The sequence below is a fragment of the Mesonia oceanica genome, from assembly GCF_902499555.1.
GTDB classification, from domain to species: Bacteria; Bacteroidota; Bacteroidia; order Flavobacteriales; family Flavobacteriaceae; genus Mesonia; species Mesonia oceanica.
The window spans coordinates 301641-327262 of record NZ_CABVMM010000002.1 but is presented as its reverse complement, the minus strand read 5'-3'; the positions used below and the strand labels follow the sequence as shown (position 1 = coordinate 327262).

Here is a 25622-nt window from a genome sequence, read left to right as displayed (position 1 = left end):
CCTGCAAGGTTTTGGAAACCTTGCAGGTATTAATTTCATAAAGTAAGCTGCAAGGTCTTTTTGACCTTGCAGGAAATCTTGTTACAAACTATTTTACAAAGATTTTTCAGCTTCCAGTATTCTCTTTAATCAAAAACAATTTTATTAGAGTAAATGCTATAACTTTATTTTCCGGGGAATACGATATAATCTGGAGCAAGGGATTTTGGATTTTTTTCTACTTCTTCAGGAACTTGCTCTACTTTTAATTCTTTGTTTAATATTTTATAGATCAATTCTTTAAAGGTATCAAAATCTACTGAATAGGATATCCCAACACCTTGCGTATATCCCCATTGCTGCCCGATGTATTGAATATTGTTTTCCCGATTGAATAATTTTGCCCGTAAGGTTCCTTCTTCATTTAGCAATAATTCAACTTCTACATTTCCTACTACCACAGATTGCGTAACTCCACCAATAGGAACCCCTACTCGACCGTTTACCAGTACGCGTTCACTAATCTGTGTAGATAAAGTGACCCCAAACCTATCGGCCGTATCTTGGTCTGGAGTTCGGTCTCCTTGTACGTAATTAATACCTACTTTAAATTTACCATCATCATCACTAAAAATGTTATCAAATAAACCGGAAGCACGTTCTGCAATTAGATTTCCAGGAGCATTTTGTCCCACCGTATATTGACTAAAGAAGCTTCCTTGAGTAATTAAGGAAAGTGCCTGTATTTCGGTATTCTGACGATCACTGATTCTGTATTGAAGTTCTGACTTTACAACTGAACTCAGGTTAGGGTATTCCAAATCGAAGCTAATATCGGTTTCGCTTAATTCGCCATTTAGGTTAATATAAACGTCTACGGGAATATTTCTATTAATAACCGGGTTTTCTAATAAAATTGCGGGATTTGCTTCAGCTCTATACAAAGCACGCACATTTAAATCTGCCTTAGTTGGACTTCCATCCCACGTAATATTGCCACCTGGGACTACTTCAAATTCTTTTTGCACCAAACCGGCATATTTAAAGTTGTAAACACCATTATAGACTACAAAATCTCCCCACATATTAAATTTCCCGTTGGTACTTATTTCCATCAAAAGTGTTCCGGCACCGCTCCCGCGTAAAGAACTTCCGCTGTTTTGATCGATAACAATTTCTACTTCAGCTTCATGGGTAACATCTAATTCAAAGTTAAGTTCTAGTCCTTTTACTTCTTTCACCTTAATCTCTTTCCCTTCTTTTCTTGCTTGTTTTTCTTCAGGAGTTAGAAAATAGATATAAGAATTATCCCCAATGGTTTCAGTATCATTCAACGGAATTTTAAAAATCGTTCCCTTTTGTGTTTCTGCATTTACATTAATCACCAATTCTTCGGTAGGTCCTGCAATATTTGCACTACCGCTAATAAAAGCAGTTCCGTAGTAAAGAGATTCTTCGGTATAATCTGTATCCAACACTAATAGTCTTTTTGGAGCGTCAAGATCTAAATCCAGTCTCCATTTTTTAAATCCATCGTGAGAAATGGTTCCATTGATGATCCCTTTGGTTTTGTATTTTGTATCAACAAAATCTACATTGTTAAACAAGAATTGCTGTTTAGTTAAATCTATTACTGCATTCTGTTGAAAGTTTAAATCTACATTGAGGTAAGGGAATTTTAATCCCGCATCTTGTAAGGTTAACCTTCCAGTAATATCGGGATTTCGATAATCTCCAGAGATCTTAGCATTTCCATAAGCTAACCCACGAATATTGGAAATTACATCGGCACCTAAAGCACTAAATGCATTTAATTTAAAACTATCGAGATTAACATTGAGATCGATATTTGGGTTTTCATTACTCACATCTAAATTACCTGAAGCTTGAAGAAAATCATACTCTTCGTTACCTAACAATGCTTCAATTTTATACTGTGTCAAATTTTCGTTTCCTTCAATATCTAAATTTAAATCGCCATACTTTACTTCGTTTATCGCAATATCATCGATGGTTAAAGAAGAAGTGGGATAATACACTCCTTTTTCTTGCAAAAATTTAAGTTTCCCGTTTACAATTCCGGCTAAATTTAAACTATCAATGGAAGGAGTGATTTTAGAAAGATCTACATTATCAAATTTTAAATTGAAATTTTTATAGGTCGTATCACTCGCCTCTCCGCTTAACCTTATCTCTTCATCTTGATGAGTTAAGGTAAGTGTATCTATTCGGAAGTTACTAAAGTCTTTTTCGAAGACAATAGTTTGGTTTTTAGTATTGTTTTTATTGAAATACCACTTACTTTCTTTGAATTTTATATCAGATTTTCGAACTCCCACTACCGACTTTTGGTCTTTATTAATCGTATGGAAAAAACTAAAATTAAAATCGTCGTTATTGTTTTTTCCTCCTTTAAACTCAGATCTTACAAAAAGTGTATCGTTGAGGGTCACGTTAATTAAATTGAAATCGGAAGCATTGTAAAAATTAGTAGAAATACTATCAACTTCTACATAGGTATTAAAAAGCGGGTTGGTGTTATCTACTTGAAGATTCACCTTTTGAAACATATTTTCAAATACGTTTATTTGAGGAGATCTAAAAGTTAGTTTAAAATCTGAATCTTCTGACTGTACACTTCCTTTGATGAAGGTATTGGGCGCTAATTCAATATTCGGAAAGAATACTTCGACTATTTTATTATAAATATCAAAATTAAAATCGAGATACTGACTTCCTTCAGTAGGAATAGGATCGTAATTGGTGTACAAACTTCCTACCGCATTTTGGAATAAAGCCGGAACTTGGTTCACTTGAAAAATCCCTTCTACCTCTCCACTAATCACATCAGGAGAGTTAATAGTAATTGTTCGCACTTGATTATCGAAACTAGAGGTGAGTTCTAGTTCTTCAAACTCAAAAAGATTATCCTGATTTTTATAGCTGAAATTTTGTAAATAAAGAGAACCACTCACATCATCCAGGTTTTTACCTTTCATATTCATAAGAATATCCCCTTTCATAATTGATAAGGTATCACGTTCCACAAAATTTAATGCGTGAAGGTCGGCATATTTTACGTTTGCCTTAAAATCGTATATGTTATTGTCATCAGAAATATCGGCAAGGCCATTAAATTCAAATTGAAAATTAGGGTCGTTGCTTATTAATTTCCCATTAAAAACAGGGGCATCTAATTTTCCTGAAACCTTGATTTTATTATAGGTATATCCATTAAACTGCAATTGATTGATGGTTCCATCTATTTGCGTATTTAAGGTTTCTTGTGAAAAACCAAGTCCGTCTACATTTAAACTAAAAGTAGCATAACCTAAGGAAGAATTATCCAGTAAGCGTCCCAAATTAAACCGAATAAACTTAATCTTTCCTTTATAACTAGCAAATTTAGAATCATTTAAATCATCTAGCGCAATATTTAAATTAGCACTTCCTAACTGAGTATTAATCTGAGAATTAGTCACTACCCTTGTAGGTGTAGCGCTTAAATAACCGTTTAAATTGACACTTCCAACTTCAATAAGTTGTTTAGGTAAATTTTTCCCCAATACATTCGGGAGTAAATTTACCAAATCGTAATAATTGGTAGAAAGCTCCTTAAAATTTCCGGAAATTTTAAAGGTCTTTTCTTTATCGATTAAATTTTTAAAATCCAGGTCTCCATCTATCACGGTTCGATCCATTCCCGTTAAATGCCAGTTATTCAACTGAAAATCATTTAAAGTACCTTTTAAATCTCCTTCAAACTGTATAGTTTCGGTATCACCAAACTCATTGTAAAGCAATTTTAAATCACGGGTATCTACTTTAGAAGTCCTGAAATCTCCAGTGATCTGTACTTTATTTTCAAAATCTGCCAAGCCTCCTATCTCATAATCAAAACGGATATCACTAGTTATGTCTGAATAAGGGGTTTGTAGTTGAAAATCATCGAAGAGCATACTTTCTTTAGTGTACCTAAAATCAGTACTCAAATGATCTATTTTGATACCTCTGCTTTCCTCTGCCTTCATGCTTTCTATATTCACCGAAACATTTGGACCATCAACGACTAAATTAGAAGCATTGATATTTAAGTCTTTAAATGAAAAAACATCTTCATCTTCTAAATTTTCATCTTCATAGCTCACTTCACTATTGATAGCGATAATATGATCTATAGTTAAAACAAATGGGCTTTGCGAGGGTTGACCATTATCAAATTTTTCACCAAAAAAGGAAAGGTTATCTTTTGTTTCCCCTTTATAAAGCTTCATGCGAAGTTTTAATTGTTCTGCTTCCAGATCACCAAAATCTAGGTGCTGACCGGAAAGAATCGCCGGAACATCGATCAATGAGGTACTCAACTGTTTTGCGCTAATAAGCGTATCTTGATGGTGATCTTCAATATAAACTTCCTCAATAACTACATCTCCATTGTAGGAAATACTTATGCGTTCAACATTGATATTGGTATTAAAATCGTTATTGATTCTTTCGGTAACTTTATGGGCAACAGAAGTTTGTACTGCCGGAATGGAAAACACCAAAACCAAAACCAAGAACAATAGTAAAATAGCTACTATAATTCTACCTAATATTTTAAAAAACTTTTTAATAGGTTCTGGTTTTAATTAAGCTTGATTTTTCTTATTTAATTAGAATAATCCTAATTTTGTGCTGAGTTGTACAAATACAACCGCAAAGCTTGCAAATTTACATAGCTTTAAGAACAATTCTAACAAATTTTAGACCTAAAAATTATAATGGACTCACAAAATATATATATTCTTGGTATTGAGTCTTCTTGTGACGATACTGCTGCTGCCGTGCTTTGTAACGGAAAGATAAAAAGTAACGTAGTAGCTACCCAAAAAATACACGAAGAATATGGTGGTGTAGTACCCGAATTAGCTTCCCGTGCACACCAGCAAAACATTGTACCGGTAATACATCAGGCTATTGAAAAAGCGGGAATCAAAAAAGAAGATTTATCGGCTATCGCCTTTACCAGAGGTCCTGGTTTAATGGGTTCGTTGTTAGTGGGAACCTCTTTTGCCAAGTCGATGGCAGCTGCACTCAAAATTCCATTAATCGAAGTCAACCATATGCAAGCTCATATTTTGGCTCATTTCATTGAAGAAGAAGATTTTGAAAAGCCGAATTTTCCATTTCTCGGTTTGACCATCAGTGGCGGACATACCCAAATTGTAAAAGTTTCTGATTTTTTTAAAATGGAAGTCATTGGTGAAACCCTAGATGATGCGGTAGGTGAAGCTTACGATAAATGTGGGAAAATGCTAAACCTTCCCTATCCCGGTGGTCCTTTAATAGATAAATATGCTAAAGAAGGGAATCCGAAAGCTTTTCCGTTTCCTAAACCGAATGTAAAAAATCTGGATTTTAGCTTTAGTGGTTTAAAAACTTCGATGCTCTACTTTTTGGAGCGTGAAGAAAAAAAGAATCCTGATTTTATTGAAGAAAACTTAAAAGATATTTGCGCTTCCTTTCAATATACGGTGGTAAAAATTCTGATGGACAAGCTAAAAAAAGCTGTAAAACAAACCGGGGTTAAAGAAATTGCCATCGGTGGTGGCGTTTCTGCCAATAGTGGAATTAGAACTGCACTTATTGATGCCCAAGAACGCTTTGGTTGGAAAACCTACATTCCTAAATTTGAATATACTACCGATAATGCTGCGATGATCGCTATTGTGGGACATTACAAATATTTGAATAAAGAATTTTCAGATGCCAGTATCACGGCTCAAGCTCGCTATTCCCTTTAAAAAATTACTATGCAATTATTTTATAATCCTTCCATTTCTAAAAACGATAAAGAAGTAATTTTCCCTAAAGATGAAAGTAAACATATTGTTAAAGTTTTACGTAAATCAGAAGGTGATAACCTAAACATTACCAATGGAAAAGGGTTTTTATTTGAAGCTGAAATAATTGAAGCTAACCCTAATAAATGTAAAGCGAAAATTAAAAATTTCGAGCAGGAAAGAGATAAAAAATATCACTTGCATTTAGCAGTAGCCCCTACCAAAATGAATGATCGTTTTGAAACTTTTCTAGAAAAAGCTACCGAAATAGGAATCGATAAAATCACACCTATTATTTGTGATCATAGTGAACGAAAGGTGGTCAAGATAAATCGGTTTGAGCGGGTTTTACAAAGCGCAATGAAACAATCTCTACATTATACTTTGCCGGAAATCACAGAAGCGATTTCCTTTAAAGAATTTATTCAACAACACCATGATGGACAAAAATTTATAGCTCATTGTGAGGAAAAAGAAAAAAAATCCTTTCAAAAAGAATTACAAGCCGGTGAAGCTTATACCCTACTAATTGGCCCTGAAGGTGATTTTTCTCCTGAAGAAATTGAATTGGCGCTTCAACAGCAATTTATTCCCGTTACCTTAGGCCATACTCGGTTACGTACCGAAACTGCTGCCATTGTAGCCACACATACTGCTGCATTAATTAATGAATTTTAGTAATAAAATTCTCATTATATTTATTGAAATTTTTCAATTGCTATGAAAAAGCTTTTTACGCTTCTTTTTTGCTTCGTTTTCACTGTTTTACAAGCCCAAGATATTGCGGTCTTAAAATATAGTGGTGGTGGCGATTGGTATGGAAATCCTACTTCCCTTCCCAATCTCATTGCATTTTGTAATGAAAATATAGAAACTTCTATAAATAAGCAGCCCCAAACGGTAGAACCTAGAAGTACCGATATTTTTACTTATCCGTTGGTGCATATGACGGGGCATGGAAATGTTTTCTTTTCTGAAGAAGACGCTCAAAACCTTAGAAAATATCTAATTAGTGGAGGTTTTCTTCATATTGATGACAACTATGGCATGCGTCCTTATATTGAGAAAGAATTAAAGAAAGTATTTCCTAATCAAGAATTGCAGGAGCTTCCGGCAGATCACCCTATTTTTTCTTCTGCCTATAATTTCCCGGAAGGTTTACCTAAAATTCACGAACACGACGGGGAACGTCCACAAGCATTTGGAATTACTTATGAAAACCGACTTATATTACTATTTACTTTCGAGAGTGATCTTGGCGATGGTTGGGAAAATGCAGAAGTACATAACGATCCACAACAAGTGCGAGAAAAAGCTTTAAAAATGGGGGCTAATATTGTTAAATACGCTTTTGAAAATTAATCGATGAGTGAACAATTAGACCATTATTCCAATAAATTTTCTTCGGAAAAATTTCCCATCACTCTAATTACAGATCAAGTGAGTAGTCCTGCCAATCTCGGAAGTTTATTTCGATTGGCCGATGCTTTTCATATTGAAAAAATCATTTTTTGCGGAATTGACGAAGCAGTTATTAAAAGTAATCGCTTAAAACGAACCGCGCGTTCAACTCAACATACGGTTTCCTTTGAATTTGAAGAAAATATTGAAGAAGTGATAAAACGATTTCAACAAGAAAATATTCAACTTTTAGCTTTAGAAATTACCGATGATAGCATTTCGGTAGAACAACTTGAACTTCAGGAAAATCAATCTGTAGCGCTAATCGTAGGCGAAGAAAATGTAGGAGTTAATAAAAACCTGCTAGAAAAAACTTCAGCAAATATTCATATTACTATGTTTGGGAAGAATAGCAGTATGAATGTAGCACAAGCTAGCGGCATTGCTTTGTATGAAATTACTAAAAAATTAAACTCATTTCAACAGAAATAATATCTTTACAGCGTGAGTAAGTCAATGAGCAAATCGATAGCATTTGGTATTTTAAAAGCCTTGGGGATTATCCTTGGAGTAGTTGTATTGTGCTATTTCATTCATGAAGTACAATCAGTCATCGCCTATATCGCAATTGCTGCTGTAATTGCTTTAGTAGGAAGGCCAATTGTTATTTTTTTACGGGATACACTCAAATTCCCCAATAAACTTGCTGTAGTAGTCGTGTTATTGATGGTTTTACTGGTGTTTGTTGGGTTAATCGCTCTTTTTGTACCTATCATTATTCAGCAAAGTGAAAACCTGGCACAGATTGACATTGATGCCTTTAAAAAAGATCTCAATGTCTTGAATGTTCAAGTACGAGAATATTTAGGGGTCAAACAAATTGATATTATTCAAGGCTTACGTCAAACTACCTTTGTTCAAAATTTTGATTTAAAGGTAATTCCTGATTTTATGAACCTGCTTTTCGGAGGGTTGGGAACTGCTTTTATAGGCGTATTTTCTATTATTTTTATATCGTTTTTTCTTCTCAAAGACAGTAATTTAATGCTGAACAGTATTTTGGTTTTTTCCAATTATGGGGAAGAAGAGCGTTTTAAATTGGTATTCAATAAAATTAAAATCTTACTTTCTAGGTATTTTGTTGGGCTTACCCTTCAACTCTTAGTGCTTTTTATTTTGTATTCCATTTTATTAATGGTTTTTGATGTAGATAATCCTATAGCTATTGCTTGTATTTGTGCTTTCTTAAATATTGTTCCTTACTTAGGCCCAGTAGTGGCCGGAGTTTTAATGATGATGTTTGTGATATCAAGTAATTTGGGAGCCGATTTTTCTTCTATCATTTTACCTAAATTACTCTATGTATTAGGCGGATATTTAATCGCTCAGCTCATTGATAATTTTATCAATCAACCTCTTATTTTTGGAAAAAGTGTAAAGTCACATCCGTTAGAAATTTTCTTAGTGATCTTAATTGCCGGTTTACTTTTTAATGTAATTGGAATGATTGTCGCTATCCCCACCTACACTGCCATCAAAGTAATTGCTAAAGAAGCATTTAGCGAATACAAAATTGTAAAGAACCTTACTAAAGATTTATAATGTTGAATAAGGCCATTCTTCAACAAGAAGTTCAAGCGTTTATCAACGAAAATTTAAAAACAGATCTTCCACAACTTATTTTAAAAGGAAGTCCATTTAGTGATGTTTCTATTCAAGAACTGGCTACTCAAATTGAAACCAAACGCAAAGCCAAAAATAAAATCCCCAAATGGTTTTCAACGGAAAATATCATCTATCCAAAAAGCCTTAATTTAGAACAAACTTCTTCTGAAATTACCGCAAACTATAAGGCCAAACAGGTTGAAGGAGAATCTTTAATCGATCTTACCGGCGGTTTTGGAATTGACAGTTTTTTCTTTGCAGAACAATTTAAAGAAGTTACTCATTACGAGATCAATGAAGAACTTTCTAAAATTGCCAATCATAACTTTCAGCAGTTATCTCCAAATGGAAATATTAAATTTTATAGCGGTAATGGCATTGATTATCTTCAACACTCCGATAAGGTTTTTGATTGGATATATATAGATCCTTCCCGAAGAAATGAGATTGGCGGTCGTGTATTTAGATTACAAGATTGCGAACCCGATATACTTCACTACTTAGATTTATTGCTGAAACATTCTCACAATGGAATATTGATGAAGACTTCTCCTCTACTCGATTTGAGTTTAGGTTTAAAAGAATTGAATTTTCAGGTGGAAGAAATTCAAGTAATCGCCGTGAATAATGAAGTGAAAGAATTATTATGGAAAATCACTTCAGCAAACAATGAAAGTCAACTTCCTTTTACATGCGTGAATTTCAATAAAGGTAAAAAAGAAGTATTTCAAGCTGATTTTTATGCTGAGGACACTGTGGAAATCAATTACAATAAACCACTTCATTATTTATATGAACCTAATTCAGCTATTTTAAAAGCCGGTTTTTTTAATTCGTTAGGAGAACACTTTCCACTAAAAAAAATCGCTCCTCATAGTCATTTATATACCTCTGAAGAGCAAATAGACTTTCCGGGCCGGGTGTTTACAATTGAAAAGCAGCTTCCTTTCCAAAAGAAAGCCTTTAAGAAACTCGGAATTACAAAAGCTAACGTAACCACTAGAAATTTTCCGTTAAGCGTTGAACAAATTAGAAAAAAACTGAGCATCAAAGATGGTGGAAATGTCTATTTGTTTTTTACGAGCAATTCTGATCATGAAAAAATGATTCTGGTGTGTAAAAAGGTGTAGTTCTGTCATTAAACTAAATTTTCACATTAGGGGAATCAATTTTTATTCAAATGATTCCTACTTCCTAGTTATCGAAGAATTATATGATGACGATTGCAACATCGCCAACTTCATCACGTCATTGGAGTATATAAATCAATTAAAGAACAAAAATTATGAAAAAACTATTATTAGTTACTGTGATGACTTTTTTTGGATTGGCAAATCTTTTTGCTCAAGAAGTTGAATTTGGGGTTAAAGGAGGTTTGAATTTTGCTTCTATTAGCGGAGACAATACAGGAGATATAGACCCTGTAACTTCATTTAACTTTGGTGTAATGAGTGAAATACCTATTTCAGAAAAATTTTCTTTTCAACCGGAATTAATGTATTCTGGTCAAGGTTATAGCATTGGTGATGATACGGTAGAATTGAGTTATTTAAATTTACCTTTAATGGGAAAGTATTATGTTACCAAAGGCTTGAGCCTTGAAGTCGGACCTCAAATAGGATTTTTACTAGCTGCAGATAATGAAGGTACCGATGTCAAAGATTCATTTAATTCTGTGGATTTAGGGGTGAACTTTGGAGTAAGTTATAAACTAGATAACGGACTTTATTTTGGGCTAAGGTACAATCTTGGATTATCTGATATTAATGATCTAGATGGGTTTAACGATAAAAATCAAAACGGTGTTTTCCAATTTTCAGTAGGTTATTTTTTCTAATAGACAAAAATTTAAATATTCTAAAACCGAAGCAAACCTGTTTCGGTTTTTTTTTATTTACTTACTGAAAAGCCGTATTTATATTTCTACAGAAATTTGTCAGCTTGATTTTCCGATCAATCTTCGAGAGTATATTCCTAAATTCCGTTAATTTACTTTTCTAAAATATACCAATTTTTGGTAAAAAATCAAATTTGTAGATTTTCACTCAAAGTACATCCAATCTATATCTTATCACCCTGTGTTCGTTCATCAATAAATCGAATCGGTTTTCTATGCTTAGGGTTAAAAACCGTTTGCTGAAGTTTTTCAAATTCCCAGAATACAATTTCGGGTACGACACGTAATTTTGCCCGGAGATGCGGCTTTAAAGTTGCCAATTCTTCTTTGGGAAATGAATTGGGTAGAATTACTTCTAAATGATCTGTACCTACTTCGCTGGTAGAAACTTTCACTAAATGCAAATCGATCCCCGGCCAATCGGCTAAAGCTTCCGTGATTTGTGGCGGATAAATACTCGTGCCTTTAAATTTAATGAGATGTTTTTTTCGACCCAGTACCGAACTCAATCGAGCTCCTTGCCTGCCACATTTGCAAGGCGAAGTAATTTTTTTAACCAAATCGCCGGTAGCATAACGTACAAGCGGCATGGTTTCAATTCCTAACGTGGTAATTACCAATTCCCCTACTTCACCATCCTTTACTAAATTACCTTGCTCATCAACAATTTCGGTATAAATCAAATCCTCCAAGATATGATTTCCTTCATGGGCTTCACATTCGGTAAATGCCGTACTCATTTCTGTAGAAGCATAGGTGGAAAACAATTCGATCCCCCATAGTTCTTCAATTTTTTTCCCTAAGGCATTCAATTTAAAATTTTCATCACGTAAAGACTCTCCAATACAAATTGCCGCTTTAATCGAGGTATTTTTACAATCGATACCATGATCTTTAGCATACTTCCCCAGTTTAATTAAAAACGAAGGAACGGCCACCAAGTAAGTTGGCTGAAAGCGTTTAATCGAATCCCATTGTAATTCAGGTACACCGGAACCTACCCGTACCAAACCGGCACCAAGTTTACGCAAGCCTAAAAAATAAGCCATTCCTGCCATAAAACGTCTATCCAGCGTTGTCGTAATCTGTACCACATCTTCTAGGGTTACTTCGGCAAGCTGAAATGATTTCTCCTCATTTGCAGCCAAGCGCTGTAAATCGGCTTCATTTAACGCGAAAGTTACCGGCTCGCCCAAAGTACCCGAAGTGGTGACATAGTCTATAATTTCGCTTTTCGGCACACAAATAAAATCCTTGTTACGCGTTGCCAGCTCTTCTTTGGTCGTGATGGAAAATTTTGTAAAATCTTTTGGGAGTAATTTATCTACCGAAATTCCTAGTTGCTGAAATTTTTCCCGATAAAATACAGAATTAGTTTCCACATATTTTAATTGCTGCTGAATTAATTCCCAGGTCATTGAAGGTATTTGTGTGAGGGTAGATTCCATTAAATTTTTCGGTAACTTTTTTTAATTCGTTTTTCAAGCATTTTTCTGTCTGGTAAAGTCGTTACTTCCCGCAGTAAAGCTTGTTTAAAATAAACAATTGCTTTTTTATAATTTCTCTGCTGAAAATAATACTCACCTACCCAATAATAGGCTTTCCAGAAATCAGGATTTAAAGCGATAAAACTTACTAATTTTTCTTCGGAAACTTGTTCTTTACGCTGAATATGCTCTTGAAGTAACCGACTTTCTTTTCGGTAGTTTTCATAGTTTTTAAAAGCTTTCGAATTTACAAAAGGATCTTCCTGGATGCCCAGTGAATCAATTCCTTTTAGTGAATGATCGCCTTGTTCAAATTCTTTGAAAACTTCATCTAAATCATAAGCAACAAAAGCACCCAATTGGTACGGACTTGAAGAAACCCAAACTTTACGTTCTTCAGGCTGAAAAATAATGCCGTGATGTGCTAAGAGCTGATTAATCGCTAACTCATTCCCATAGCCCAGGGTTTTATCGTTTATTCCTTTTTTATCACGTAAAATGGCAGCGGCTTTCTCAGGATTCAGTCGATTACTTTCGGCTAATAATTCTTTCATCCGGTCGTAGCGTTGTTGCGTATGGCTATTTTTAATGGCCGATTGGTTTCTTGCATCTTCTGTATAAGCTTCACTTTGAAAGTGATTGGAACACACTAACTCACTAGAATTTTCTACTTCGTAAACGCCAAAATTCTTTGGGGAAACTTCAATAAGAATAGCTTTATGCTCTTCGGCACTTCCCACCATAATTGATTCTGAAACAAAGACTTCCCGTTTTTTAGCAATGGCAATCGCTTCTTGGGTGGTTTTGGCATATTGCAAAATTTCACGTGTAACTAAAGAAATAGGCGTTTTCGCAATCAACGGAATTTTAGATTTCCCGGCGTTAATGGTTACGGTGAGGCCATGTTCGTTCATTCCGCTAACCGAACCGATAAATCCCGGCCAAGAATACATCATAAATTTATAACCGGAGTCCGGATTAAAAAATTCGATTATTTTTTCTTCATTAAAAGCATCACCGGCATAGAAATCAAAATTCCTGCCCAGTAATAATTGTCCGTTTTCTGTATGTTCATCCCAAGCGGCGAAAGAAGTGCATCCCACCAACATCAAATCACTTAGTGCATGACCAATATCGTGCGCGCCATGCAGATACAATGAAAGTACATAAGGCTTGGCAAACTCATCATAATCGTGAGAGTTAAAACGGGAAATCCCGTAAATTTCCTGCTTATATTCTTCCGGAATATGTAAATACATTTTACGGTTATACCACTTGACGATCTTACTTAAAAACTTTTTTTGTTGCGGAGAGTCTACAAAATCATCTAACTTACTCATAAAAGCTTTTTCTTGCTTTTTCAGCAAATCACGACTTAAACTACCAATGGCTAAGCCACGTTCCAATGGGTTTCCTTCTACATAAAGTTCCCATAAACCTTGTGGATTCTTGCGCAGAGAATTATTAGCCAAACGGTAATATTCTTTTTCTTCTTGAAGGCGAAGCGTGTCAATTTTTTCTATTCCAGTTAAATCAGGTCGGTCTTCCAAGGATTTTTGAACACCACAGGAAGCAAGAAAAATGAATAAAATGAAATAATAAAACCGCATAGTAAGCAAATATAAAAATTACCGCGCTATCATCCTGCAAGGTTTTTAAAACCTTGTAGGTTTTATAGTCGTTATCCCTACAAGAATGAAAATACCTTGCAGGATTTAATTTCTTTTTCGATACATCAATCGAAATAGAAAGGGTTGCAAGGTAAACGAAACTAAAACTGCACAAATAATACCGATTAAAGAAACTGAAGCAATTGATTTTAAGGCCGGGTGTTTTGCAAAAATCATCACCCCCATTCCTAACAAAGTGGTAATGACCGATAATAAAATAGAAGTTTTATAACTTGATAAGACTTTATTTTTATGGTTCAATTCATACTTTAGACCACTAGTTATAAATACCGAATAATCAACTCCTAAACCAAAAATAAAAGTGGAAATAATAATATTTAATACATTAAATTGAATACCAAAAACATACATGATCAATAAAGCCAATACCCACGTGATTGCAATCGGGATTAACGTAAGTAAAGTAAGCTTAAGATCTCGAAAAGAAATGATTAAAATAATGAAAACAGCGATAAAGGAATACCACAATAATTCATTAAAATTATTTTTTAAACTTCCTAAAAAAGATTCGTTCATCGCTTTTCTATCGATAGCTAATACTCCTTCTTCTTCATTAAATTTTTCAATGACATCAGCAGCAATTTTTTCAGGAACTTTAATGGAAGAAGTGATCGTAACTAAATTTTCCTCAGAAGATTGTTGAATAAAGTCATCGATAAATAAATTAGAAACTTGTTGGTAATCTTGAAGGTTCAGCGTTTTAAAGTCTTTCACCAATAAATTTTCGAAACCTTGAAAAGCAGTTGGTTTTAAACCTAAAGAATCAGAAGCTTCTTTGATTTGCTGAACTAATTTTTTCCTTTTAGCTACCGACCAAAAGTTTTTCCATTTTTCGATGCGTTCCTGTTGTTCTTGGGTAGATAAAACCACTCCACCTATACTACTAAAACTCGTAATCGCTCCGTTTTCTTTAGCTTTTTGAAGTTGCTTATAAAGCATTTGATTGGTCAGTAAGGCATCGTTTAACGTATTGCCATAACTTGCTAAATAAAGCGTTTTAGTTTCTCCTTGTTCTAAGGATTGCAGTTGTTTTTCGGCTTCTACTAATTGTTTCGGTTGGTAATTAAGTTGGGAGAGATCCTTATTAAATTCAACCTTATGCATAAAAAACAAGCCTACTAGAAAAGCTAAAAATAAACTTCCCACCAAGATTTTATTTTCAGAAAAAGGATACGCCCCTATTCTATCTAAAAATGTTTTTCGAGGCGAAATAGCCTCTTTTTTTTGATACAAATGCGGAATGATGAGTAACGCTACCAATGCAGAACCAATTACACTTAAGCCCGCAAACAGACCTAAATCGGCTAAGGCTTCGGTATTTAAAAATAATAGACAGAAAAATGCGATGGCCGTAGTGAAACAACTAATTAAAACCGGTTGGGTAATGGTTTTATACAGCGATTTTACATTGGGCTGATTTCGGTAATGCGTTAAAATATGAAGCGAATAATCAAGTGAAATCCCTAATAGAATTGCTCCGATTCCCAAACTAATAAGCGAAACTTCGCCATTGAGTATGTAAATTACAGCTAGGGCAAAGACACCACCTACCAAAGTCGGTAAAAATAAAACGAGTGGAATGTATATTTTTCGGTAGAAAAAAATAAGAATTCCCAATAAAATAAGAATGGCTATGCCAACGGTAAAAAGAATGTCCTGTTTAATCTGATTGGCATTGGCGACATTATAAAGCAAACTTCCAAAAATACTAGCATTTACTTGATGTTTTTGGTTGAGTTGATCGATAGTGTTGTACAGAAAATCAGCAAATTTTGCTTGACTGGAAGCATCTGCATATGCTTGATTTGGTGTAATTAATAGCAATAGGTTTTTACCATCTTCACTCACTAAAAAATTATCGTAAATGCGAAATCCTGTTTGTAGTTCAAGACTTTTTAGTTTAGTTAAGCCCAAACTGCTCAATTGCAAAGGATCGTTTAATACAAATTTCTTTGTCAAAAACCCTGATGGACTTACCAAACTTTTATAAACACCTTCTAACCTTGCATTGACAGTATCTTTTACTAAACGCTGATCGATAAGTTGGTAATCATCTTCAGCTAAAAAAAGTGGTAAATTCTCTAAAATAAAATCGTAAGTCTGCGTTACTTCCCGATCTTGAACATTGCCTTGGACTTTTTCAATATAAATTGAATCGGGCGATTGCTGAAGTTTAGTTAACAAGCTTTCTGCATAACTTACCAAACTATCTTCTTTCCCTTCCTTCTCCGTAGAAATATCAACGATAATTTTATCAGTAAATTCTACCGTTTTTAAAATTCGCTGCAAACGTGCAGATGCTTCTGTTTTTGGGATAAGTTGCTGAACGTCTTCTTGAAAATTTAGTTGAGAAGCACCAACAGCAAAAAGAATAATCATCAACAAAAACACCAAAAAAGCAATTGTTTTTTGGGCTTGAACACGTTGATAAATTTTAAACAGCCACTTATGCATCTGTTGGATTTTTCTTACTAAATAAACTGAAAATTAAGAAAAATAATGCTCCTAAAACAATTGCACTTACGGCAGCTAAAGCAAAACTACCAATCAAATATTGCTTTACGCCCATTAAAATATCAAAGGCACTTTCTATATTTTCAATATTAAGGCTTGCATCGGGTTCGTTTCCTAAGATAATAGCACCAAATTGATAACTGAAATACAACAAAAACGGAATCATTGGTGGGATGCTCACATTTGAAGCGAAAAACGCCAATACTTTATTGAGTTTAAAATATTCGGCAGCAAAAAAAACAATTAAGGATTGCAATCCCCAAAAAGGAGAAATACCAATAAAAATACCCAACGCAACGGCTTTTGCTTTTTGAAACGGACGCTCTTGAATTTTCAAAATATCTTCCCGCCAAAAACGCTTTCCTCCTTTTTGCCGAATTTCCTTTAGTTTTCGTGCCGGTTTTACAAAGAAAAAAGAAACAAAAACAAACCAGATGTTCAATAAGGTAATTCGGGTAATATCAATTACCGGACGAAAATGTGTTACTCGTTCCTGAGGGTCATAAAGCACATCGATAGGAATATTTTTCAATTCAACACCGCGCCAAGCGCTTTTCACCATAATTTCAATTTCAAACTCAAATTTTGGGGTAAACAACTTGATCTTGTTCACGATCTCTAGAGGATATAATCGAAACCCACATTGTGTATCTTTTAAATTATAGCCGGTTTCAATATAAACCCACCAACTCGAAAAAACATTCCCAAAACTATTTCCTTGCGGCACACCGGGACTATCCATTTGTCTAGCACCAATAATTAAAAGCGGCTTTTCATGCGGTTGTTGAAGTTCTTCTATAAACTTGGGTAAATCTTTCGGGTAATGTTGCCCGTCTGAATCTAAAGTAATAACGTATTTAAATCCTAATTTTCCGGCTTCTTGAAAACCTTTTTTTAACGCATTGCCTTTCCCCCTATTTTCTTTAAAATGAATGGTATGAATTTGCGGGTAATTAGCTAAAATACTTGAAGTTTTATCGGTAGAGCCATCGTTGATCACCAAAAGGTTTTCGGTGTATTCCAGCACACCATCCAACACCCGTTTTAAAGTTTTTTGGTTGTTATAAGTGGGAATAATGACACAGCAACTTAACTCATTAAAAATAGGTATGTAAGCCGAGTTTTCTTTCAAATTCTTGATTTAGTGGTCGACAAAAGTCGTAAAAATCAATTTTACTTTCGCAATAACTTGTGAAGAAGTTTTAGCAAGTCCTTTTAATACCCAATCATTTTCTTGCAATTCAAGAGTTCCATTACAAATGAACAGGTTATTTTCATCGGGGTTGAGTACGCTTAAAAACTTAAGATTGGAAGCTTGTTTTAGTTGAAGTCTTTCTGTGGTGAAATTTTCAGCAAGCTCTTTAAATAAATGAATCATCACTACAGCAGGGGTTACTTTCTGATTGGGAAAATGCCCTGTATAAAGCTCGTGATTAGCATTCAGCTTGAACTGAACTTCAAATTGCTCTTCTTTATATTGTTGCTGAATTATTTCTGAGAAGTTTTCAAGCATAGATTTTAAAAATTTAATTGTATAATCCCTTAGTTGATTTTTACGTCATTTAGATTTGAGAATAAAATTATTGGGAGTAGATGCTGAAACGAGTTCAGCTTGACGTGAACTTTACTTAGTAACTTCAAACACACGTTCCGAAATCGGTTGATTCACTTGTAAGTCTTTTAACTGAATCATCACAAAACTCTCTTCACTTTCCACTAATTTAATTTTTTCAACTAAATCATTAGCATTAAAAAACAATTCAATCTTACTGAATAATTGCTGTGTTTCTGCTTTAGGTTTTAAAACGGCTTGAGTGAAATTTTCAGTTTTAAAATAAGCGATTTCAAAATCCTGCTGCTGAATGATTTTCCCGTTTATACTTTCTGAAATAAGCTCACTTAATTGATCAAACATTTTATAAGCCGAAACATCGATTTCCCGAGTCTTGCCGTTTTCAGTAAGAAATAATTTATCATTTGTAAAAAGAATTTCCATTGCAAATGGCTCTTCGTACGACCAATTTAATTGGTTTTGTGTATTGTAATAAAAACGACCTGAACTTTCTGCGGGTGAAGACAAAAACTCTTCGTGTTTGGTTTGTATAAATTTCCCATGTAAATTTTGAACTTCTTCTGCTTTTTCAAAAACTTGTTGTTGAAAATTTTCAATTTCTGCTGAAGTTAATTCGGTTTGTGCTTGTGTTAAAAAATTAAGCTGTAATAACGCTAAAACACTAAGCGTAAGCTTTGATATGGAATAACTCATCGATGGTCACAGATTTGAAATTGTGTTGCTGTAAAAATACCAATAATCGCTCCAAAATTATCAACGTATGTGCTTGATTGTCGTGTAACAAAACTACGTCACCTTTTTTTAGCTGTTTAATGATATTTTTATATAAAAATTCTTCTGAGGAAAATAAGGCATCAAACGAGCGTAAACTCCAGCCAATCGGTTGCATTTGGGTTCTTCCTAAGGCTTTTTTAATATTAGGGTTGGCTACACCAAACGGAGAACGGAAGAGTTTTAAATCTACCTGTCCATGGGTTTTAGCGGCTTGATTACAAGTTTCTATTTCCCTAACTAAGGTTTTTGAGGTTAAGAATCCATAATTTTTAGGATGTGCATAAGTATGATTTCCTACGGTATGTCCTTCAGTAATAATTCGTTTAAAAATTTCGGGATGTTCATCTATACAATGACCAATGCAAAAAAATGTAGCCTTTGCGTTGTATTTTTTCAGTAAGTCTAAAATTTGAATCGTATTCGTGTGCGGACCGTCATCAAAAGTCAATGCAACTTTAGACTCCATTACTGTTGGATTTTTATGCAAAGCGGGATAAAAGTAATTCAACTGAACATTGGTAGAACCAATAATCGTTAGTGCTAACCAAACTCCTCCAACAATTAAAAACCAATAAATAGGCCAATGGTATTTAAAAACCGCATAAGCCGTTACTATCAATAACAGCAAAAAAATTGTATTTATTGTTTTACGTTTAAACATGAGCTAACAGCATCCAGCTATGATTTTTACCTCGAAACTGGTTGTAAAGTAAAACTTTTTTGATGGCTTTTTGAGGTTGAATAGCGTTTAACCGATAAGCTTCCGGGATAAATTGAGCTTTTAAAATCTTGACACCCAATTGCATTCCAAAAGCTGAAGCCGTGTAGGACTCGCCTACCAAATGTTTGTAAAACACCTGTGGCGTTTGTTTAAATTCGTGCTGAAGCGGTTGAAAATAAGTATCAAAATCCTTATCGCCATTATTCCCTAAAATGATCAAATCAATATCAGAGGCTTGAAGCTGATTTTGTGCTAAAAATTGTTTTGTTTTTATTGCTACTTCCTCCACCTCGATAGCATTTTCTAGGTGAAGATCGAGAAGTTGAGCGTAGCTAGTTGCCGTTTTTTCTTCAGAAATCACAAAAAAATGAGCACCTTCTCCAATAATACTTCCCTTTGAAGGATAATCAAGTAGTTGAAGGTTTTTAATCTCCGGTTCATTTTTAATTTGTTGATCGAGTTGCAACAAACCAATGGTATTTTCAGAGATTTCATCAATTCCGCCTACCAAAATTTGATGTGGTTTTTCTTCTGTTAATATCGATAATTGGGCATCGAGTAAGGCACTTTCAAAAGAAGCCGAACCTTGAACATACGTAAAGTTATAGGCTTTACTTTTTAAGTATAAAGCTACCTGACCGCCCACCGTATTATGGGTAGATTGTACAAATTTACTAGGGGATAGTAATTCTTCGTTTTGCAACAGTAAATTTTCTAAAAAAATATCAGAATCCTGCTTACAGCCCATTCCTGTACCCGTTAAAATAGAAGTCGGTGTTTTTACTTCTGCATCGATTAAAGCGGAAGCTGCTGTAAAAACCCCCATTTTTACCGATTTCGACATTCTTCGCATAGCAACGGGTTTAATTAACTTTTTATAGTTTTTAAACGCAACTTGTAAAACCGGTTTTTGAAAGGTTTGAATTTGCTGAAAATCAAAATTCTCTTCTTCAGCCGTAGATTGCGGAGAAAGAGAACTTATACCATTGATGTAGCAAGCTTTTTTCATACAGCCGAAAATAGTAAAGAAGAACAATTACCCCCAAACCCAAACGAATTAGAAAGTACTTTTTCTATTTTCTGCGATACGATTTTTGTTTCAGGAGAAAAAGATAATTCTGCCATTTGCGTTTGAAAATTTAAATTAGGCCAAACTTTCTGCTCTTGAATGGATAACAAGGAAAATACCGCTTCAATCGCGCCGGCAGCCGCTAAGGTATGACCGGTAAAAGCTTTGGTTGAAGATATTTTTGGTAATTGTTTTTTAAAAATTCGTTGTACCGCAATACCTTCAGAAAGATCGTTATTTTCAGTGGCGGTTCCGTGAGCGTTGATATAAGAAATTTCTTCTGGATGAATATGAGCAGCGTTGAGTGCTGCTTGCATCGCTAAAAAAGAACCTTCTCCCGTTGCTGAAGAGGCGGTTTGATGGAATGCATCATTTGCATTACCATAACCCTCTAAATAGCCTAAAATGGTTTTGTTTTCCGCGTTCGCTTTTTCTTCAGTTTCTAAGACTAGATAAGCGGCACCTTCTCCTAAATTCAAGCCTTTTCGATGTTGATCAAAAGGTTGACAAAGTTGTTCAGATAATATTTTTAAGCTATTGAATCCGTTTAAAGTGAATTTTGAAAGGCAATCGGTTCCCCCCGCCAAAACTGTTTCTACTTTTCCGGCTTTGAGAAGTTTGGCACCGGTAATTAAAGCATTGGCTCCAGAAGAACATGCCGTGCTTACCGTGGTTACCAAACCTTTAATACCCAAATGATGCGCAATGGTATCGCTCGTAAACCCCGGATGTTGGGCTTCAATATATTTGGTGGTATGTGGGTTTTTAGAAAAATCTTGGTAGAGTTTCTCTGTATAATCCATTCCGCCAACGCTAGTTCCATTCACCAAAGCTATTTTATGTTTAGCTGAAATTTGCGCTTGTTGTAGTGCTTCTTCTGCCGCTTTCACTCCTAATAACGCCGCACGGGTAAACGTTTCTTCTTGCTGAACTTTTAATTCTTCAACTAACTTGGCATTCGTTAATTTAATTTCACCACAAGGGAAATTTTGATGAACGGTAGCTAATAGTCGTAATTGACCAATACCGGACTTTTGTTGCTTTAAGGCAAGTAAATTTTCTTGGACATTCGTTCCAATAGCAGAAACCACGCCCATCCCGGTTATGGCAATACGTTTACTCATGTATAGATTTAATTGCTACACTTAAAAGGTTTTAAAAACCCGGTAGGAAATTTAGGAATGTTTTTCGATGTACGACGCCATCGTTTCTACGCTATAAAAAACTTCTTTTCCTTCTTTGGGGTCGGTTATTTTTATACCGTATTCTTTTTCTAACAAAACGATCAATTCTAAAGCATCAATAGAATCGAGTCCTATTTCATCGCCAAAAAGTTCGTCGTTATCATTAATATCTGTAATTTCTAAATCTTCAAGATTTAGTTGTTCAATTATTTGTTTTTTAAGCTCTTGTCTTAAATTGCTCATAGTAGTTCTTTAAATTTTCAGCAGTCAAGGCTTTGCCTTTTTCCTCTTTCGTTATCAGGCTCAAAAATACGTTATATCCGTCTTTATCCAAATCGAGCCAACCACAAATTGCCGCTTCTGCTTTTTGGGTACTTAATAAGTTTTGCAAATAAACAATTAAAAACGGAGCTTCAAATTTTTCAGAAATAAAAAAAGCATTTTCGGTTTGCAATTGATGGCGAATGCTTAACTCTCCCAATACAATATTGGGTAATGTATACACAAAAACTGACGGTGAAGGAAAAGCATTTTTATCTGAAATACTGGCTTGGTAATTTGTATCGGTTTCTAAACTTCCCGCACTATTCTGTAAAATTAAAGCTGTTTCAGGATTTAGTTTTTGATCTTTCAGTAAATATTCTGTAGCGATAAAACCTAATTTAGAAAGCAAATCCATTTTATAAAATTTCCCATAATCGATTTCTAAATCTTGATAGCAAGCTTTTAGAAATAAAGATAATTCTAAATCTTCAGCAGTTTCAAAAACCACCTTTTCGTTAAGAATTACCTGATGATTTCTAAGGATAACCGTAGCAGAAATGTTATGAATATTACTCATTATTCAAGTTTTTAAAAATCATGGCAAAATTACAACCGCCAAATCCGGAGGCAGTTTTTAAAGCATACCTGGATTTTTTTTCTTCCCATTCTTGTTGAATATTCAGTACCGGCTCCACTCCTATTTCTTTACAACCTAATGAAGGAAATAATACATTTTGCTGAAGTGATTTTACGCTTAAAATGCTTTCGATTAAAGCAGAAGCCCCAAAAGTATGGCCATAATAAGCTTTATAACTCGTTAATGGTTTGTGTTGAAGGTTCAATCTCTCAAAAGCTTTAGCTTCCATGGCATCATTGTAATGGGTTGCCGTTCCGTGTGCAGAAAGACAATCGATAGCTGAAGGTGCTAACTTTGCTTCTTTTAAAGCTGCAGAAATAGCCTTTACCAAACCTTCTCCCGTTCTTGACGGACCTGAAATATGGTTCGCATCATTTGCCGTAGACTCTCCCACAATTTGGATGCTTGAATGTTGTCTTTCGGTACTTAATAAGACACCTGCAGCTGCTTCGCCTAAATTAATTCCCTTTCGGTTTTTATCGTAAGGTTTGCAGATTTCGGTATCCATGGCTTGGAGTAATTGAAATCCTGAACGGGTAAAATGCGAAATTACATCTCCGCCTAAAACGATGGCATGGGTATAGGCTTTTTCTTCTAACAAACGTTTCCCGACACTTAACCCTAATCCCCCAGAAATACAAGCATTAGAAAGTGTAATCGGATTATTTTTAAAGTTGAAATATTTCTGAATTGTTTTTCCTAAACTGTATAGTTTTACTTTTTCAGGAGTAGTATTTTTTGAAGCTTCTAATAATTCTACATTTCCTTTGGTAGTAGAAATAATAAGAATTGTTTCCTCTAAATCGATAGAGGGATTACGTTCTATTAATTGATGAACGGTTAAAAGCAGTAATTTTTCGAGTTTGGTAAAAACTTCGGCTTCAAAAAAAGATAATTCCCTAAATTTTTTCTGAATAAGATCATCATCAAAAAGCGCTGCGTAAAATGAATTATCAGCGTTTAAATCATGCTTTCGAATAGCGGTTTGTTGTTGTTTAATTTGCTCTAAATTAGCGGAAGTTCCCCAGCCTAGCGGAGCGATAATTTCATCGTCAATAATATGTACAGGTGGTTTTTGTTTATACATATTATTCAATTTCTAAACAAGCTATATCTGCATCAAAGCTCACAATAGCGTAATTATTTTTTTTCGCATATTGCCAAATTTCAATATCTTTTTTTCCTTCTAGACCAACAATCCTAACTTGATTGGATTTTGAAAAATTTTCAGGTAATAGCTTTAATATCCTAAATGAAATATTTTGATCAAATAAAAGTTTCATTAAGCCACTCTAATTCTGTTTTCTCGATGAGCTGCAAAACTGAGCGATGTATTAATTTTCTCTTCTGATAATTCAGGGAAATCTTCAATAATCTCTTCTTTACTCATTCCTTGAGACAGCCAATTTAATACATCATAAACAGAAATACGGGTTCCTTTTATAATGGGTTTTCCGAAACGGATTTCAGGATTAATTTCTATGTATTTAGAATAATTCATAAACTAAAAATAGTGATTTTTGTAAGACTTTCCAATCTTATTTTGAAGACGAAAGTACAGTTTTTATTTCAGCCCAAGCTAAACGTTCTTGAGAAGAATTGAATACTTCTACCTTAGCTAACTGAATACCAATAGCTTCAAATTGTTTGTCTACTTTCCCGAAAATTTGAGTGCCAACTTTCGGTAAACTTAGTATTTCAGCTTTTTTAATAGCTCCTATAAAACCCATTTGAGCTTCTTTTTCCTGTTCTGTAGAATGATAAGCTGAAAATACTGCGATACTCTGCGCCATAAATTCTAGCAGTCCTGCTTCAGAAAAACAACCTTGTTCCACTAATAAATTATCTGCGGAAATCATTAAAGTTGAAAACAATTCATTTTCTTTTTCCAACAAAGTTTCTACCATCGCAAACGGTTCTTTTTGCGGTAGCAGATTTTCAACCTGAGATTTAGTGAAAAGTGTTTTCATTTTATTTTAGCTGTCATCTCTAGCAGAGTCGATAGATTTTTTAATATAGCATCTATTTAATTCATTCTATACTCCGCTCGAATTGACAAATATTAAATTAATCCCAAAAATCGTAAAAATTAAACCATTGTGTGGGATATTTTTTCACCATTTCCTCTAAATTCTGCAAATAGCCTTTTAAAATTTCTTGAGGTTGGTGATGCTCTACTTCTAATTTTCTAGCATAAAAATGATAGTGATAATTGGGTTCCCGCATGATATACACCATTAAAGTTGGAAGTTTTTTTAAGGCGGCTAACTTAAACGGACCTTCAAAAAACTGCGATTTTTCTCCTAAAAAATTGGTCTTCATGTGTTTGCCTTCTCCACTTCTATCAGCTGCAAATACTAACAGTTCATTGTTGCTTAAAGCTTCATTGATTTGAAATAAATGCGAAAGATCCTCTTTGACCACGATTAATTTCAACTTTGTTTTTCCGGTAACCGATTCTAAATAATTTTTAATGTCTTTATGTTCATGATCGGTGACCACCATATTAATGGTAGTTTCATTCCCCAATTCTTCAAAAAAAGTACGTGAAATATTAAAATTACCGATATGAGCGGTAAATAAGATTCCGCCTCTATTCTGTTTGATAAGTTCTTTGATGTGATGTATGCCATCGAAATTCATGGTAAATTGATCCCGCTTCCCTACGGTCACCGCTACCCGATCGATTAAACTTTGACCAAAAACATAATAGGTTTGAAAAATCTTAAAAATGGAAGAAATCACCGTAAATTTTAAGCGATGATGAAAGTAGTAAAATAAAGCTTTTGTGGCTTTTGGAGCTGCAATCACAAAATAAGGAACGGGTAAACATAGCAAAAGATAAGCCGCTCGGAGTCCAAAATTATTAATGAAAAACACAAAAACTTTGATTCCCGAAACGCTACCGCGAGATTTACCATTCCATTTTGCCATCCTAAAG

The 25622-nt window shown here is 34.4% G+C and carries 24 protein-coding genes; 7 read left to right on the top strand and 17 right to left on the bottom strand.

What is annotated here, in order from left to right:
• Positions 1 to 164 precede the first annotated feature (164 nt).
• A complete protein-coding gene (locus FVB9532_RS03430) occupies positions 165 to 4523 on the bottom strand; it encodes a translocation/assembly module TamB domain-containing protein (RefSeq protein WP_228482250.1) in 4359 nt (1452 codons plus the stop codon).
• A gap of 219 nt (positions 4524 to 4742) precedes the next feature.
• Here FVB9532_RS03430 and tsaD point away from each other — a divergent pair, with 219 nt between their 5' ends.
• From tsaD to FVB9532_RS03395, 7 genes are all read left to right on the top strand, one after another.
• Complete coding sequence (gene tsaD / locus FVB9532_RS03425) at positions 4743 to 5765, top strand: tRNA (adenosine(37)-N6)-threonylcarbamoyltransferase complex transferase subunit TsaD (protein WP_150543803.1); 1023 nt, start codon at positions 4743 to 4745, stop codon at positions 5763 to 5765.
• Positions 5766 to 5774: 9 nt separating this feature from the next.
• Positions 5775 to 6482: a 16S rRNA (uracil(1498)-N(3))-methyltransferase gene (locus FVB9532_RS03420; RefSeq protein WP_150543802.1), complete on the top strand. Its 708-nt coding sequence runs from the start codon at positions 5775 to 5777 to the stop codon at positions 6480 to 6482.
• Positions 6483 to 6524: 42 nt separating this feature from the next.
• Positions 6525 to 7166: a DUF4159 domain-containing protein gene (locus FVB9532_RS03415; protein WP_150543801.1), complete on the top strand. Its 642-nt coding sequence runs from the start codon at positions 6525 to 6527 to the stop codon at positions 7164 to 7166.
• Between the two features lie 3 nt (positions 7167 to 7169).
• Positions 7170 to 7697 (top strand): TrmH family RNA methyltransferase, encoded by a 528-nt coding sequence (locus tag FVB9532_RS03410; RefSeq protein ID WP_150543800.1) that lies wholly within the window; start codon positions 7170 to 7172, stop codon positions 7695 to 7697.
• 24 nt (positions 7698 to 7721) lie between these two features.
• Positions 7722 to 8807: an AI-2E family transporter gene (locus FVB9532_RS03405; protein ID WP_150543799.1), complete on the top strand. Its 1086-nt coding sequence runs from the start codon at positions 7722 to 7724 to the stop codon at positions 8805 to 8807.
• A complete protein-coding gene (locus FVB9532_RS03400; protein WP_317132280.1) occupies positions 8807 to 10000 on the top strand; it encodes a THUMP-like domain-containing protein in 1194 nt (397 codons plus the stop codon). Before FVB9532_RS03405 ends, FVB9532_RS03400 begins: the two co-directional genes overlap by 1 nt.
• 155 nt (positions 10001 to 10155) lie before the next feature.
• Positions 10156 to 10707, top strand: coding sequence for a porin family protein (locus FVB9532_RS03395; protein ID WP_150543798.1), 552 nt, complete (start codon positions 10156 to 10158; stop codon positions 10705 to 10707).
• Positions 10708 to 10931: 224 nt separating this feature from the next.
• On the opposite strand, the gene FVB9532_RS03390 is transcribed toward FVB9532_RS03395, so the two are convergent.
• The 16 genes from FVB9532_RS03390 to FVB9532_RS03315 form a co-directional block, all read right to left on the bottom strand.
• Entirely contained in the window at positions 10932 to 12215 is a 1284-nt protein-coding gene (locus tag FVB9532_RS03390; protein WP_150543797.1) for a flexirubin biosynthesis putative acyl-CoA ligase FlxY, read from the bottom strand.
• Complete coding sequence (locus FVB9532_RS03385) at positions 12215 to 13864, bottom strand: C45 family autoproteolytic acyltransferase/hydrolase (RefSeq protein WP_150543796.1); 1650 nt, start codon at positions 13862 to 13864, stop codon at positions 12215 to 12217. The genes FVB9532_RS03390 and FVB9532_RS03385 overlap by 1 nt, the downstream gene beginning before the upstream one ends.
• A 105-nt stretch (positions 13865 to 13969) precedes the next feature.
• On the bottom strand, positions 13970 to 16399 hold the full coding sequence (locus FVB9532_RS03380; protein WP_150543795.1) for an MMPL family transporter: 2430 nt from the start codon (positions 16397 to 16399) through the stop codon (positions 13970 to 13972).
• Positions 16392 to 17591: a DUF2062 domain-containing protein gene (locus tag FVB9532_RS03375; RefSeq protein ID WP_150543794.1), complete on the bottom strand. Its 1200-nt coding sequence runs from the start codon at positions 17589 to 17591 to the stop codon at positions 16392 to 16394. The genes FVB9532_RS03380 and FVB9532_RS03375 overlap by 8 nt, the downstream gene beginning before the upstream one ends.
• Positions 17592 to 17600: 9 nt before the next feature.
• The gene (locus FVB9532_RS03370; RefSeq protein WP_150543793.1) at positions 17601 to 17972 is read right to left on the bottom strand and encodes an ApeI family dehydratase; all 372 of its coding nucleotides are present in this window, start codon (positions 17970 to 17972) and stop codon (positions 17601 to 17603) included.
• A gap of 111 nt (positions 17973 to 18083) precedes the next feature.
• Complete coding sequence (locus tag FVB9532_RS03365; protein WP_150543792.1) at positions 18084 to 18725, bottom strand: flexirubin biosynthesis/transport protein LolA2; 642 nt, start codon at positions 18723 to 18725, stop codon at positions 18084 to 18086.
• Positions 18694 to 19434 carry a polysaccharide deacetylase family protein gene (locus FVB9532_RS03360; protein ID WP_194716474.1) on the bottom strand — a complete coding sequence of 247 codons (741 nt, stop codon included), beginning with the start codon at positions 19432 to 19434 and terminating at the stop codon, positions 18694 to 18696. The genes FVB9532_RS03365 and FVB9532_RS03360 overlap by 32 nt, the downstream gene beginning before the upstream one ends.
• Positions 19435 to 19459: 25 nt before the next feature.
• The gene (locus tag FVB9532_RS03355) at positions 19460 to 20536 is read right to left on the bottom strand and encodes a beta-ketoacyl synthase chain length factor (RefSeq protein WP_150543790.1); all 1077 of its coding nucleotides are present in this window, start codon (positions 20534 to 20536) and stop codon (positions 19460 to 19462) included.
• Positions 20533 to 21720, bottom strand: coding sequence for a beta-ketoacyl-[acyl-carrier-protein] synthase family protein (locus FVB9532_RS03350; protein ID WP_150543789.1), 1188 nt, complete (start codon positions 21718 to 21720; stop codon positions 20533 to 20535). Before FVB9532_RS03350 ends, FVB9532_RS03355 begins: the two co-directional genes overlap by 4 nt.
• A 51-nt stretch (positions 21721 to 21771) precedes the next feature.
• Positions 21772 to 22023: an ApeE family acyl carrier protein gene (locus FVB9532_RS03345; RefSeq protein WP_150543788.1), complete on the bottom strand. Its 252-nt coding sequence runs from the start codon at positions 22021 to 22023 to the stop codon at positions 21772 to 21774.
• Entirely contained in the window at positions 21998 to 22621 is a 624-nt protein-coding gene (locus tag FVB9532_RS03340; RefSeq protein WP_194716473.1) for a hypothetical protein, read from the bottom strand. Before FVB9532_RS03340 ends, FVB9532_RS03345 begins: the two co-directional genes overlap by 26 nt.
• Positions 22614 to 23768 (bottom strand): beta-ketoacyl-[acyl-carrier-protein] synthase family protein, encoded by a 1155-nt coding sequence (locus tag FVB9532_RS03335; protein ID WP_150543787.1) that lies wholly within the window; start codon positions 23766 to 23768, stop codon positions 22614 to 22616. The genes FVB9532_RS03340 and FVB9532_RS03335 overlap by 8 nt, the downstream gene beginning before the upstream one ends.
• A 1-nt stretch (position 23769) precedes the next feature.
• A complete protein-coding gene (locus FVB9532_RS03330) occupies positions 23770 to 23964 on the bottom strand; it encodes a DUF5615 family PIN-like protein (RefSeq protein WP_150543786.1) in 195 nt (64 codons plus the stop codon).
• Positions 23964 to 24182 carry a DUF433 domain-containing protein gene (locus FVB9532_RS03325; RefSeq protein WP_150543785.1) on the bottom strand — a complete coding sequence of 73 codons (219 nt, stop codon included), beginning with the start codon at positions 24180 to 24182 and terminating at the stop codon, positions 23964 to 23966. The genes FVB9532_RS03330 and FVB9532_RS03325 overlap by 1 nt, the downstream gene beginning before the upstream one ends.
• A gap of 37 nt (positions 24183 to 24219) precedes the next feature.
• Positions 24220 to 24651, bottom strand: a complete 432-nt coding sequence (locus FVB9532_RS03320; protein WP_150543784.1) for a hotdog family protein — start codon at positions 24649 to 24651, stop codon at positions 24220 to 24222.
• A gap of 97 nt (positions 24652 to 24748) precedes the next feature.
• On the bottom strand, positions 24749 to 25615 hold the full coding sequence (locus FVB9532_RS03315) for a lysophospholipid acyltransferase family protein (RefSeq protein ID WP_150543783.1): 867 nt from the start codon (positions 25613 to 25615) through the stop codon (positions 24749 to 24751).
• Between the last annotated feature and the right edge of the window lie 7 nt (positions 25616 to 25622).

Bases quoted from the DNA above. Each gene is read 5' to 3' on its own strand.
- tsaD (WP_150543803.1), top strand. From the start codon at position 4,743: ATGGACTCACAAAATATATATATTCTTGGTATTGAGTCTTCTTGTGAC.
- FVB9532_RS03420 (WP_150543802.1), top strand. From the start codon at position 5,775: ATGCAATTATTTTATAATCCTTCCATTTCTAAAAACGATAAAGAAGTA.
- FVB9532_RS03415 (WP_150543801.1), top strand. From the start codon at position 6,525: ATGAAAAAGCTTTTTACGCTTCTTTTTTGCTTCGTTTTCACTGTTTTA.
- FVB9532_RS03410 (WP_150543800.1), top strand. From the start codon at position 7,170: ATGAGTGAACAATTAGACCATTATTCCAATAAATTTTCTTCGGAAAAA.
- FVB9532_RS03405 (WP_150543799.1), top strand. From the start codon at position 7,722: ATGAGCAAATCGATAGCATTTGGTATTTTAAAAGCCTTGGGGATTATC.
- FVB9532_RS03400 (WP_317132280.1), top strand. From the start codon at position 8,807: ATGTTGAATAAGGCCATTCTTCAACAAGAAGTTCAAGCGTTTATCAAC.
- FVB9532_RS03395 (WP_150543798.1), top strand. From the start codon at position 10,156: ATGAAAAAACTATTATTAGTTACTGTGATGACTTTTTTTGGATTGGCA.
- FVB9532_RS03390 (WP_150543797.1), bottom strand. From the start codon at position 12,215: ATGGAATCTACCCTCACACAAATACCTTCAATGACCTGGGAATTAATT.
- FVB9532_RS03385 (WP_150543796.1), bottom strand. From the start codon at position 13,864: ATGCGGTTTTATTATTTCATTTTATTCATTTTTCTTGCTTCCTGTGGT.
- FVB9532_RS03380 (WP_150543795.1), bottom strand. From the start codon at position 16,399: ATGCATAAGTGGCTGTTTAAAATTTATCAACGTGTTCAAGCCCAAAAA.
- FVB9532_RS03370 (WP_150543793.1), bottom strand. From the start codon at position 17,972: ATGCTTGAAAACTTCTCAGAAATAATTCAGCAACAATATAAAGAAGAG.
- FVB9532_RS03365 (WP_150543792.1), bottom strand. From the start codon at position 18,725: ATGAGTTATTCCATATCAAAGCTTACGCTTAGTGTTTTAGCGTTATTA.
- FVB9532_RS03355 (WP_150543790.1), bottom strand. From the start codon at position 20,536: ATGAAAAAAGCTTGCTACATCAATGGTATAAGTTCTCTTTCTCCGCAA.
- FVB9532_RS03350 (WP_150543789.1), bottom strand. From the start codon at position 21,720: ATGAGTAAACGTATTGCCATAACCGGGATGGGCGTGGTTTCTGCTATT.
- FVB9532_RS03345 (WP_150543788.1), bottom strand. From the start codon at position 22,023: ATGAGCAATTTAAGACAAGAGCTTAAAAAACAAATAATTGAACAACTA.
- FVB9532_RS03340 (WP_194716473.1), bottom strand. From the start codon at position 22,621: ATGAGTAATATTCATAACATTTCTGCTACGGTTATCCTTAGAAATCAT.
- FVB9532_RS03335 (WP_150543787.1), bottom strand. From the start codon at position 23,768: ATGTATAAACAAAAACCACCTGTACATATTATTGACGATGAAATTATC.
- FVB9532_RS03330 (WP_150543786.1), bottom strand. From the start codon at position 23,964: ATGAAACTTTTATTTGATCAAAATATTTCATTTAGGATATTAAAGCTA.
- FVB9532_RS03325 (WP_150543785.1), bottom strand. From the start codon at position 24,182: ATGAATTATTCTAAATACATAGAAATTAATCCTGAAATCCGTTTCGGA.
- FVB9532_RS03320 (WP_150543784.1), bottom strand. From the start codon at position 24,651: ATGAAAACACTTTTCACTAAATCTCAGGTTGAAAATCTGCTACCGCAA.
- FVB9532_RS03315 (WP_150543783.1), bottom strand. From the start codon at position 25,615: ATGGCAAAATGGAATGGTAAATCTCGCGGTAGCGTTTCGGGAATCAAA.